10 protein-coding genes and 1 pseudogene are annotated in these 10,875 nt (G+C 64.2%); 9 read left to right on the top strand and 2 right to left on the bottom strand.

The features are described from left to right. A pseudogene (locus tag ACILRA_RS13015) lies at positions 1-195 on the top strand (hypothetical protein); the annotation flags it as partial. Between the two features lie 139 nt (positions 196-334). Here the strand turns inward: ACILRA_RS13015 and ACILRA_RS13020 are convergent. After that, positions 335-1,117, bottom strand: a complete 783-nt coding sequence (locus tag ACILRA_RS13020; protein ID WP_395662525.1) for an N-formylglutamate amidohydrolase — start codon at positions 1,115-1,117, stop codon at positions 335-337. A gap of 150 nt (positions 1,118-1,267) precedes the next feature. Between ACILRA_RS13020 and ACILRA_RS13025 the strand changes: the two genes are divergently transcribed. Genes ACILRA_RS13025 through ACILRA_RS13060 form a run of 8 tightly spaced genes read left to right on the top strand, consistent with a single transcriptional unit; the run spans position 1,268 to position 9,928 of the window. Then, the gene (locus ACILRA_RS13025) at positions 1,268-3,127 is read left to right on the top strand and encodes an ATP-binding cassette domain-containing protein (RefSeq protein ID WP_395662526.1); all 1,860 of its coding nucleotides are present in this window, start codon (positions 1,268-1,270) and stop codon (positions 3,125-3,127) included. Then, on the top strand, positions 3,124-4,281 hold the full coding sequence (locus ACILRA_RS13030; protein ID WP_395662527.1) for an ABC transporter substrate-binding protein: 1,158 nt from the start codon (positions 3,124-3,126) through the stop codon (positions 4,279-4,281). Before ACILRA_RS13025 ends, ACILRA_RS13030 begins: the two co-directional genes overlap by 4 nt. A 10-nt stretch (positions 4,282-4,291) precedes the next feature. Next, positions 4,292-4,996 carry an ABC transporter ATP-binding protein gene (locus tag ACILRA_RS13035; RefSeq protein WP_395662528.1) on the top strand — a complete coding sequence of 235 codons (705 nt, stop codon included), beginning with the start codon at positions 4,292-4,294 and terminating at the stop codon, positions 4,994-4,996. 4 nt (positions 4,997-5,000) lie between these two features. Further along, the gene (locus ACILRA_RS13040) at positions 5,001-5,888 is read left to right on the top strand and encodes a branched-chain amino acid ABC transporter permease (RefSeq protein WP_395662529.1); all 888 of its coding nucleotides are present in this window, start codon (positions 5,001-5,003) and stop codon (positions 5,886-5,888) included. Positions 5,889-5,892: 4 nt separating this feature from the next. Then, positions 5,893-6,753, top strand: a complete 861-nt coding sequence (locus ACILRA_RS13045) for a MurR/RpiR family transcriptional regulator (protein ID WP_395662530.1) — start codon at positions 5,893-5,895, stop codon at positions 6,751-6,753. Positions 6,754-6,766: 13 nt separating this feature from the next. After that, complete coding sequence (locus tag ACILRA_RS13050; RefSeq protein ID WP_395662531.1) at positions 6,767-7,462, top strand: cysteine hydrolase family protein; 696 nt, start codon at positions 6,767-6,769, stop codon at positions 7,460-7,462. A 20-nt stretch (positions 7,463-7,482) separates the two neighbouring features. Next, positions 7,483-8,802 (top strand): glutamine synthetase, encoded by a 1,320-nt coding sequence (locus tag ACILRA_RS13055; protein ID WP_395662532.1) that lies wholly within the window; start codon positions 7,483-7,485, stop codon positions 8,800-8,802. Continuing rightward, on the top strand, positions 8,792-9,928 hold the full coding sequence (locus ACILRA_RS13060; RefSeq protein WP_395662533.1) for an amidohydrolase family protein: 1,137 nt from the start codon (positions 8,792-8,794) through the stop codon (positions 9,926-9,928). Before ACILRA_RS13055 ends, ACILRA_RS13060 begins: the two co-directional genes overlap by 11 nt. Positions 9,929-10,150: 222 nt before the next feature. On the opposite strand, the gene ACILRA_RS13065 is transcribed toward ACILRA_RS13060, so the two are convergent. After that, positions 10,151-10,875 (bottom strand): ABC transporter ATP-binding protein (locus ACILRA_RS13065; protein WP_395662534.1); only part of this gene is annotated, 725 nt, incomplete at its 5' end.

A 10,875-nucleotide genomic window follows, 5' to 3' on the forward strand; every position in this document is an offset into this window, starting at 1 on the left:
CTTAACCCCATCGAAATGGCCTTCGCAAAGCTCAAGGCCCACCTTCGATCTGCCGCTGCCAGAACGATCGATGCCCTTTGGAGAGCCATCGGCAACATCTGCGCACTTTTCTTGCCAGACGAATGCTCAAACTTAAGGACTTCAAGCGCATCGCACTCAGCGCAGAGAAAACTGTTAACTCCTTTGCTGCGATGATCTATCTGGTATCTTCAATCACCAATTCCAGATGAATCTCAACAGACCCGTGCGCCGCTCCTTCGGAACAGACCGGCCCCGGAGCATGCCGAACAGATCCTGGTGACCGACAAACAGGAAGCGCTGTTCTCACGTGACCTCACCTCTCCGCCGCCGAAAGCGCGAGAGGCAGGAGCCGCGCCAGGCGTTCCGCCCATTCCGACTGGCCCTTCGCACTCTCGATCAGGTCCTGCCGGATCTCGAGTTCGACATGGAGCAGCCCACCCTTCTCGCAATGGACAGGTACGGCATAGTCGCCCGCGTCATCGACCGCATAGGGCTCATTGATGCCAACCGTGAGGTCGCCTTCCGCCTCGAGAAGCCGGATCAGCGGCCGTGCCAACCGGTCGTCGCGGTTGAACAGCACGCCAATCTGCCACGGCCGGGGTGCGGGATAGTCGCCATGTTTCGGCGTGAAGCTGTGCATGGCGATGACCGTGGGCGCGCGGCCTGAAAGCCGCATGCGGGCGATCTGCCCGGCAATCGCCTTCTGATAGGGCCAAAAGATCTCGTTTTCACGCAGGCGGGCGTCCTCAGCGGACACGCCGAGATTGACGGGAACCTGCGTTCCATCGCTCACCGGCGCGATCGAGGTGGGGTGGCCCGGAGGGCGGTTGCAGTCGATGACGAGGCGCGAATAGCGCTGATAGAGATAGGGCGCATCGAGCAGCGCCGAGAGCCGCTGCGACACGCCATGGATGCCGATGTCGATACCAATGTGCCGGTTGAGGTCCTCAGCCGAAATGCCGAGATCGCCCAGCCGCTCAGGAATCGCGCTTCCCGCATGATCGGCGATCAGCAGGAAGGGATTCGCCCTGTCGAGGCGCTCTTCGCCCACCGGCCGCGGATCCGCCGTGCGCAAAAGCTCATGTGAACCGCCCAAGGCATCACTCCCGGATTGCCGTCACCCGGCGCTGAATGGCTGTTTTCACGTCACCGTGTCCTTGGCAGATACCGAAATTCTGTTGACATGGCAATATTGCTCTGTTGAAATTTGTCTTTGCTGAGCTGGGCAATCCTGCAGCCGACTGGGATGAAGCGCGCCGAGATGAAGGGTTCCCACCCATTGCTGAAGCCGGCCTTGGAAGCGGCAGCGCTCGCGGCACTGGTCTGCGCCGTGACGGCCGCGGTGGCGCTGGTTCTGGGGCTTTCCGGCCAGCGCATCATGACGCTCTACTGCGTCAATCTCTGCGCCGTGCTTGCATTCCAGGTCTTCAGCGGAAATTCGGGCGTCGTCTCCTTTGGCCACACGGCGTTCATGGCGGTTGGTGCATATGTTTCGGCCTGGCTCACCATGCCCACAGCACTTCAGCGCACCGCACTGCCCAATCTTCCGGAATGGCTTGCGGGGCATGAGATTGCGGTGCCGCTGGCGCTCATTGCCGTTCTCCTCGTGGGCCTCGCACTTGCAGCGCTCTCGGGCATACCCCTTGCACGCCTCAACGGCGCATCCGCCTCCATCGCCACGCTGGGCTTTCTCATCGTCGTCTATTCGGTGCTGGCCGCGGCCAGGGATTTCACGCGCGGCAACCAGGCCTTCTACGGCGTACCGCGGGAAACCGGCATCGTGCTCGCCCTCATCTTCGCCTGCCTCTTCATCGTGGCAGCAAGGCTCTACAAGGACAGCCGCTACGGCCTGATGATGCGCGCCGTGAGGGACAACGAAACGGCGGCGCTGACCTTGGGTGTCAGCCCGCAGCGCATGCGTTTTGTTGCATGGATCATCTCCGGCGGCCTCGCCACCGTCGCTGGCGCACTTTACGGCCACATGCTGGGCGCCTTCACGCCGAAGGACTTCTACTTCCACATGGCATTCATATACGTCGCGATGCTGATCGTTGGCGGCATGGGCACGGTGACGGGTGCCGTGGTGGGCGTGGGACTCGTCATGCTGCTGCAGGAAGTACTGCAGGAATTCGAACGCGGTTTCACGCTCGGCCCCATCCACATTCCTGAAATCTTCGGCGTGCCGATCGTGGGCGTCAGCCTCGCCATGCTGCTGGTCCTGTGGCTCAGGCCTTCGGGCCTTGTTGGGCAAAGCGAGTTCGCGCAGGGCTGGTTCGGCCGGCCACGCCTGCCTCAGGCACCGGCCCGCCAGCCTGCCGCCGGCACGGAGCCCTTGCGCATCGAAGGGGCAAAGAAGTCCTTCGCTGGGCTCACCGCGGTCGATGATGTCAGCTTCTCGATCGATCCCGGGCGCGTCACCGGCCTGATCGGGCCCAATGGTGCGGGCAAGTCGACACTGGTGAACGTAATCACCGGCCTCTACCCGCTGACCGCCGGAACCGTGTCGATCGGCGAACGGAACATCGGGGCGTTGAAGCCCGAAGCCGTCGCCCATGCCGGCGTCTCGCGCACCTTCCAGAACATCCGGCTGTTCACGGGCTTGAGCGCGCGCGAGAATGTCGCGATCTCCGCACTGGCGCGCGGCGCGGGCCTCGGCGATGCGCTGGCCACGGCGGACAGCGAGCTGGATTTTGTGGGCCTCGCGGGTGCGGGCCAGAAACCGGCAGACAGCCTGGCCTATGGCGCCAGGCGCCGGCTCGAGATCGCGCGCGCGCTTGCCGCCGAACCGCGCTTCCTGCTGCTCGACGAGCCCGCCGCCGGCATGAACCCCGAGGAAACAGATGATCTGGCGCGCCGCCTCAAGGGCCTGCCCCAGGCCCGCGGACTGGGCCTCCTGCTGATCGACCACGATCTGAAATTCATCATGTCCATGTGCGATCACGTGGTGGTGCTCAACCGCGGCCGCCTCATCGCCGAGGACACGCCGGCGGGCGTTCAGAAGAACCCCGCCGTCATCGAAGCCTATACCGGCACGCGCGCCTCCCGCGTGTCCGCGCCAAGCGACCAGGAGGAAGCCGCCACAACAAACCCAAGGGAGACGACATGATGACCAGGCTATCCATCAAACTCGGCGCCGCCATGCTGGGCACGACGCTGCTTGCAACCCCGGCTCTGGCCGAAGACTTCGTGATCGGCGTGACCGCCGCGCAATCCGGCTGGCTCGCAACCTATGACCAGCCCTCCTACGCAGGCTTCAAGTTCTGCATCGACGAGATCAACGCCAAGGGCGGGCTCGGCGGCAAATATAAGGCCGTGATCGACGTGCGCGACACGCGCTCCGATACGGCGGAAGCCGTGAAGGTCGCCCAGGAATTCGCCGACAAGAAGGTGAACTTCATCGTTTCGCCCGCCGACGGCGACCCGACCATGGCCATGGGCCAGATCACCAGCCCCGCCGGCATCCCCACCATGACCTTCGCGGGCACTGCACCTGTCCTGACCTCGGTCGGCGAATTCGTCTTCGGCAGCTATCCGGGCGACAACCAGCAGGCCGCCGTGCTCGGCGCCCATGCCGCTGGCCTCGGCTACAAGACGGCCTGGCTCCTGAAGTCGCCTGACTCGTCCTACACCATGAAGGGCCCAGAGTATTTCGGCCAGGTGTTTGAGACCAAGGGCGGCAAGGTGATCGGCGAGGGATCCTACACGCTGAACCAGCCGGACTTCTCCGCCATCGTCACCACCATCAAGGCGCTTGATCCGCAGCCGGACGTGATCGCCACCTGGGCCTGGGAGCCGGACTTCCCCGCTTTCATCAAGGCGCTCCGTGGTGCTGGCGTCACAACGCCGGTGATGGGTGCTGACGTGCTCGATACGCCGACCGTGCGTGGCCTCGGCGACGTGGTCAACGGCATCGTCCACACCTCGGGCGGCTATCCGGAGCCGGGCTCCAAGCATGAGGACTTCAACAAGCGCTTCAAGGCCGCGACCGGCACGGAGGCCGACACCAACTATGTGGTCAATGGCTGCGATATCGCGCTGATGATCGACGCCGCGGTGACGGCTGCGGGCTCATCCGACCCGAAGGCGGTGCGTGACGCGCTGGCGAACATCAAGGACGGTGCGGGCAACATGAGCAACTTCACCTTCGCCGGAACCGAACGCATGCCGCTGCGCGCAGTCGTGCTGGCGAAGATCGAGAACGGCCAGAAGGTCTTCATCAAGCGCGAGCTTGCCGACCCCGCCACCATGCCGAAGCCCTGAGGCCCGGAGTATGCTGAGCGTCGAGAAACTTGCCGTGCGCTATGGGCCCATCGAGGCCGTGCGCGGCATTGATTTCGCCGTCAACCGCGGTGAGGTCTTTGCCCTGCTCGGCGCCAATGGCGCCGGCAAGAGCTCGACGCTCGCGGCCATTGCGGGGCTGGTGAAGCCCTTCTCGGGCCGCATCCTCTATGATGGCAAGCTCGTCTCGGGCCTGGCGCCCGAACAGCTGTCGCGCGCCGGAATCGGGCTCGTGCCCGAAGGCCGGCGCATCTTCGCCAGCCTCACGGTGGGCGAAAACCTGTGGCTCGGCGGTGCAGCCCATGGCAGCGCCGCCGAACGCCACCAGCTTCAAAAGGAGATGGAGGAACGCTTCCCCATCCTCGGCGAGCGCACCCGCCAGAAGGCGGGCCTCCTGTCGGGCGGCGAGCAGCAGATGCTCGCCATCGCCCGCGCCCTCATGGCCCGCCCGAAACTCCTGCTGCTTGATGAGCCCTCGCTCGGCCTCGCACCCCAGATGGTGGAGAAGGTCTTCGACCTCATCGCAGCGCTCCGCCAGGAAGGCCTCACCATCCTGCTCGTGGAGCAGAATGTGCCGATGTCACTCGAGATCGCCGACCGCGGCATCGTGCTGGCCAGTGGCAGCATCGCGGTTTCGGGCACTGGCGAGGAACTTCTCCATAACAAGGGCGTGACCAGCGCCTATCTGGCGGCATGAGCACATGGAAGTCTTCCTCCAGCAGACCGTCAATGCCATCAGCCTCGGGGGCATCTATGCGCTGCTCGCACTGGGGCTTGCCGTCGTGTTCTCCATCGTCCGGCTCATCAATTTCGCCCATGGCGAGGTGATGACCATCGCGGGCTATGCCATCTGGCTTGCACTGCTCTCTTCCGTTCCCGTGGTGGCGGCGATAGCGCTGGGCCTCGTCGTCGCCATGGTGGCCTCGGTCGCCATGGAGCGCGTCGCCTTCCGCGCCATGCGCGGCGCCAGCGTCACATCACTCCTCATCACCTCCTTCGCGGTCAGCGAGATCATCAAGGTGCTCTTCCAGAACGGCATCTCAGCACGTCCCGTTCCCATCGTGCTGCCGGCCTGGATGTCAGGAAGCCTCAACATGGGCTTCCTCACCATCAGCGTCATGTCGCTGATCTCGATCATCGTGGTGGTGGTTTCGCTTGTGGCGCTGTCGCTCATCCTCACCCGCACCACGCTGGGCGTGGCCATGCGGGCCGCGGCGGAGGATTTTCCGGTTGTCCGTCTCATGGGCATCAAGGCCAATCACGTGGTGGCGCTGGCCTTCGCCATCTCAGGCGTGCTGGCGGGGGTTGCCGCCGTGCTGTGGGTTGCCCAGCGTGGCTCGGTCGACCCGCTGATGGGCGCTGCCCCCGTGCTCAAGGCCTTCATCGCCACGGTGCTGGGAGGGCTCGGGTCACTGTCGGGTGCCGTGCTCGGGGGCTTCGTCGTCGGCGTGGTGGAGGTCTTCCTGCAGGGCTATCTGCCGGAGTCGGTCGCACCCTACCGCGAGGCGATCTCGCTTTCGATCATCATCGCCCTCCTTGTGATGCGGCCCGACGGGTTGTGGCCCGCACAGAACGTCAACCGAAGTTAAACCCATGACCGTCCGTTACCTGATCGACCGGCACTTGGCTGACTTCAGCGCCAGCGACACGCGCGTCGCACGTTCGATCCTCGAGAAGTATCCGGTCAGTGCATTGGGCGGCATCGAGGACATCGCCCGCCAGTCCGGCGTCAGCGCGCCTACCGTCACGCGCTTTGTGAAGCGGCTTGGTTTCAAGCGCTTTGCCGATTTCCAGCGCGCCATCAGGCTCGAGGTGCAGGACAATGAGGTCTCTCCGCTCGCACTCTTCAGGAAGCACCAGAGCAAGCCCGCGCGGGGCTCCAACCCGGACCGCCTGCTCATCGAGCATATGTCTGAGTCACTAAAGAAGCTGCTCGACCCGCCGACCCAGCGCGCGCTGGACAAAGCGGCCGGGCTGTTGGGAGATGCCAAGTCCCGCATCTATCTCCTGGGCGGGCGGTGGAGTTCGGCTGCCGCGCAATATGCCGCCTTCCAGCTCACCAGCTTGCGCGGCGAAATCCATGTGCTGGCCCCCCAGCCCTCGGGCCTCGTTGAGGACCGCATCGCAGACTTCGTGAAGCGTGACGTTCTGGTGGCCTATGATTTCCGCCGCTACCAGCCGGAGACCATCGCCTTCTGCCAGACAGCAAAGCAGCGCGGCGTGAAACTCGTGCTGTTCACCGACCTCGATCTCTCCCCCATCGCCGACATCGCCGACGTCGTCGTACCCGTCACCGTCGAATGCACCTCGCCGCTCGAAACCCTGGCGGTGGCCATCGCCGCGACCGATTCTATGCTGGCGCGGCTCGTCAGAAGGCTGGGTGCGCAGGCCCAGCGGCGCATGGCCCTGCTGGAAACCCTGCGGCATGATGCCAGCATTCCGAAACTTGCCTGAAAGGACCACGTAGATGCGACTTCCATCCATCCCCGCCATCGACGCCCCGGGCGGCGCCTACCGCGAGCGTCCCATCGAACCGCGCAAGACGGCACTGCTCTCGATCGACATGCAGAATTCTGAATGGAGCCGTGAGAAGATGACGAGGGCCCGCGTGCCGGGCGCTCCGGAAGCGACTTACCTTCCGATGATGGAGAAGATGGAGGCGCAGCTCATCCCCAACCAGCAGCGACTTCAGGCGGCAGCGCGCAAGGCAGGGATCGAGGTGATCTACACGACGATCGAGAGCTACACGCTCGATGGCCGCGACCGCAGCCTTGACCACAAGATCTCGCATCTCTTCTGCCCCAAGGGTTCCTGGGAAGCGAAGGTGATCCCGGAGGTGGGGCCGGAGCCCAATGACATCGTCATCCCCAAGACGGCATCCGGCATCTTCAACTCCACCAACATTGAATATGTGCTGCGCAATCTCGGCATTGAATATCTGGTGATCTATGGCATCTGCACCGACCAGTGCGTCGAATGCGCCATCCGCGACGCCGCCGACCGGGGCTTCCTCGTCACACAGATTGAGGATGCCTGTGCCGCCGTCGAGGAGCGCCGCCATGACGTGTCCATCGAGCAGATGCGCGGACACTATTGCCGCACGCGCACCACCGCCGAGATGATCGCCGAGATCGAGGCCGTGGCAAAGTCAGCCGCGGCCTGAATGCTATTGTGGAGAAGAGGATGAGTTCGCCTTCAACCGATGTCGCCTATCTTTGCTGGAGTGACTATGTCGGCATCACGCGCTGCCGCGGCGTTCCCGCGGCCGATCTGCCGAAGCGCCTGGAGAAGGGCTTAGGCTGGGCCGCCGCGGGCCAGGCGCTGACCCCATTCGACGACATTGCGGACAACCCTTGGGGCCCGATGACCGAGGTGCGCCAGACGCCCCGGCCAGAGACCGCTGTCAGGCTCGACCTGTGGCCGGGCACACCGCCCTTCCACATCCTGATGTGCGATTCGAACCTCAATGACGGCACCAACTGGGAATGCTGCACGCGCGGCTTCATGAAACAGGCGCTGAGCGATTTCGAGGCGGAGACGGGCTTGGCGCTCACAGCCGCCTTCGAACATGAGTTCCTGCTGAGCGGGCCGGACCTGCCACTGGCCACCCCCTTCTCGCTCGAAGCCATGCGCGTCGCCGCGGGCTTCACCGGCGTATTGGCACAAGCGCTCGAAGCGGCGGGCCTCGAGCCTCAGACGGTCGAGCCCGAATATGGCATCAACCAGTATGAAGTCTCCTCCGCCCCCGCCGCCGGCACCATGGCCGGTGACCGCGCCGTGCTGACGCGCGAGGTGATCCGTGAGGTGGCACGGCGGCATGGCTATCGCGCCTCCTTCACACCCAAGCCAGCACCCAACGCCGTGGGCAATGGCGCGCATGTGCATTTCAGCTTCATCGGGCCTGATGGAAAGAATGCCGCCTACGACAAGTCCGGCACGGCGGAGGCCGCACAGGTGGCGCAGCATTTCGTTGCGGGCCTGGTGAAGCACCTGCCAGATATCTGCGCGCTGGTGGCCGGAAGCCCCGTCTCCTACTACCGGCTCGGCCCCCATCACTGGTCCTGCGGCTATGCCAGCTTCGGCATCCAGAATCGCGAGGCCGCGGTGCGTATCTGCCCCTCGCCCGATTCCGATCCGGCCCGGCGGCAGTCCGGCTTCAACATGGAACTCCGCGCGCCTGATGCAACCGCGAGCCCCTATATGGTCATAGGCGCCATCCTGCGCGCAGGCCTTGAAGGCATCCGGGCGAAGCTGCCGATGCCGGCACCCATCGACCGCGACCCCAGCGAACTGACGCCCGAGCAGATGAAAGAGCTCGGCGTCGTGGCGCTGCCGTCGAACCTCGAGGACGCGCTGGCCCGGCTCGAGGCGAGCCCCACGGTCCGCCAGTGGATGTCGCCCATATTCCTTTCGTCCTATGTCTCGGTGAAGCGCAAAGAGATCGCCATGATGGAAGGCAAATCCCCCGAAGAAATCTGCGCGAGGTACCGCGATGCCTATTGAACTGGCGAGCACCATCCCGCTGATCGATCATCATTGCCATGGCATCACCGGCGCGAACCTCGACTATGTGAACTTCCAGAAGTTTCTCTCCGAGAGCTACCGCCCGCCGCCGGAGGGCACGAGCGATTTCCAGAAACCCGTGGGCCTCGCCGTGCGCCGCTTCTGCCCGCCGCTTCTCGATCTCGAGAAGGGTGTATCCGGCGAGGACTATGTGCGCCGCCGCCAGCAACTGGGGCCTGACGAAGTGAACCGCCGCCTGATGCGCGCCTGCGGCCTCTCGCATCTGCTCATCGACACCGGCCACCGCGCCAGCGTCATTCTCGATGTTCCGGCCATGGCGAAGGCCGCCGCTGTTCCAGCCTATGAGGTGGTTCGCATCGAGGCGCTGGCGGAGGAAATCATGCGCGGCGGTGCCTCCGCCGGTTCATTCCCCACCGTCTTCGCCGAAACGCTGCGCGAACGCGCGCGTGATGCCGTGGGCCTCAAGACCATCGTCGCCTACCGCACCACCTTCGCCATCGACTATAGCCGCCCCTCGCATGAGGCAGTGGTGCAGGCCGCGGGCCAGTGGATGAAGCGCTGCGAAGCGTCAGGCAAATGGCGGCTCGATGAGTCGACCATCATCCGCCACCTGCTGTGGACGGCTGGCGAGGTCTGCCGCGAACGCAAGTTCCCGCTTCAGGCGCATGTCGGCGTGGGCGATGCAGATATTCTGATGCATGCCTGCGACCCGACCCACTTCACGCCCTTCATCGCGGCGATGGATGAGTGGGACGTGCCGATCACGCTTCTGCACTGCTTCCCCTTCATGCGCGAAGCCTGCTGGCTCTCGGAAGTCTTCCGCAATCTTTACTACGATGTGGGCTTCACGCTGAACTTCACGGCCCCGCAGTCCGAGACCATCCTCGCGGAGGCCCTCGAAATGGGTAAATTCTCGAAGATGCTCTATTCGTCGGATGCCTTCGGCCTGCCGGAGCTTTATTATCTCGGCGCCTTCCTGTTCCGCCGCGCCATCTCGCGCGTGCTGGACCGCTGGATCGCGGAAGACTTCTGCTCAGCCGCCGACGCCGACGAGATTGTCACCATGATCGCATCAGGCAACACGCGCCGGATTTACCCCATGTAGGACGAAATGCGATCCCGCTATCTGCCAACCGTACTGTAGAGCCCTGCCGCGGAGTTGCCGCGCGGCAGGCAGGGGCGGAAATACATGATATGGCTCTTTCTTTCCCGAATGGCAGTCTATGGATTGCTCGCGACGACATTGGTGACGAGACAAAAATTGCGGCATCAATTGGCGCGACGGGCGATCCACTCGAAACGATCACCAGAAAGTGGTCTTCCGGGATCACCCGTGGACCAGGCTGCCATATCCGACAAGACGCTTTGTATAGCTGTCCTGAGGGGTCGCGCAGATGGTAGCGCTTGGGCCGAGTTCCACGAGCCGGCCCTCATGCAGGACACCGATCCGGTCGGCGAGAGCCGCTGCGGCGGCGATGTTGTGGGTGACGAAGAGAACCGCAACGCCCTGTGACCGGCTGAGATCGTGGATCAAATGCAGGATCGCGGCCTGAACCGAAACATCCAGCGCGGAGGTGATCTCGTCGCAGAGCAAGGTCGAGGGCTTGGCCGCAAGAGCGCGGGCGATTGCCACGCGCTGGCGCTCGCCGCCGGAGAGCTGTGCGGGGTAACGCGTGAGATAGCGCGGGTCGAGTTCCACGCTTGCCAGATGGTGGCAAGCGGCGGCACGAATTTCCGCCCTGCCCATGCCGAAATAGAGGCGCAGCGGCTGTGCGATGATCTCTTCCACCGTGTGGCGCGGATTGAGCGACGAATCGGGGTTCTGGAAGATGAGCTGAACGGCACGGCGCCTCTCACGCTCGTCTGGAACCGTGCTGCAGGTGATGGAGCCTCCGGCCAGTGGCCAAAGTCCGGCGATGGCCCGCAGCACCGTCGACTTGCCGCTGCCCGATTCACCGACCAACGCCAGGATTTCGCTCTGCATCAGCGTCAGGCTGAGACCGCTGACCGCTGGCGGCTGCTGCCGTGGCGAGAGCCAGCTCGAACGGCGAT

The sequence above is a fragment of the Aestuariivirga sp. genome (assembly GCF_044239095.1).
Classification (GTDB): domain Bacteria; phylum Pseudomonadota; class Alphaproteobacteria; order Rhizobiales; family Aestuariivirgaceae; genus Aestuariivirga.

Coding starts and splice junctions, on each gene's coding strand:
- ACILRA_RS13025 (WP_395662526.1), top strand. CDS start 1,268: ATGAAGCGCGCCGAGATGAAGGGTTCCCACCCATTGCTGAAGCCGGCC.
- ACILRA_RS13045 (WP_395662530.1), top strand. CDS start 5,893: ATGACCGTCCGTTACCTGATCGACCGGCACTTGGCTGACTTCAGCGCC.
- ACILRA_RS13060 (WP_395662533.1), top strand. CDS start 8,792: ATGCCTATTGAACTGGCGAGCACCATCCCGCTGATCGATCATCATTGC.
- ACILRA_RS13055 (WP_395662532.1), top strand. CDS start 7,483: ATGAGTTCGCCTTCAACCGATGTCGCCTATCTTTGCTGGAGTGACTAT.
- ACILRA_RS13040 (WP_395662529.1), top strand. CDS start 5,001: ATGGAAGTCTTCCTCCAGCAGACCGTCAATGCCATCAGCCTCGGGGGC.
- ACILRA_RS13030 (WP_395662527.1), top strand. CDS start 3,124: ATGATGACCAGGCTATCCATCAAACTCGGCGCCGCCATGCTGGGCACG.
- ACILRA_RS13050 (WP_395662531.1), top strand. CDS start 6,767: ATGCGACTTCCATCCATCCCCGCCATCGACGCCCCGGGCGGCGCCTAC.
- ACILRA_RS13035 (WP_395662528.1), top strand. CDS start 4,292: ATGCTGAGCGTCGAGAAACTTGCCGTGCGCTATGGGCCCATCGAGGCC.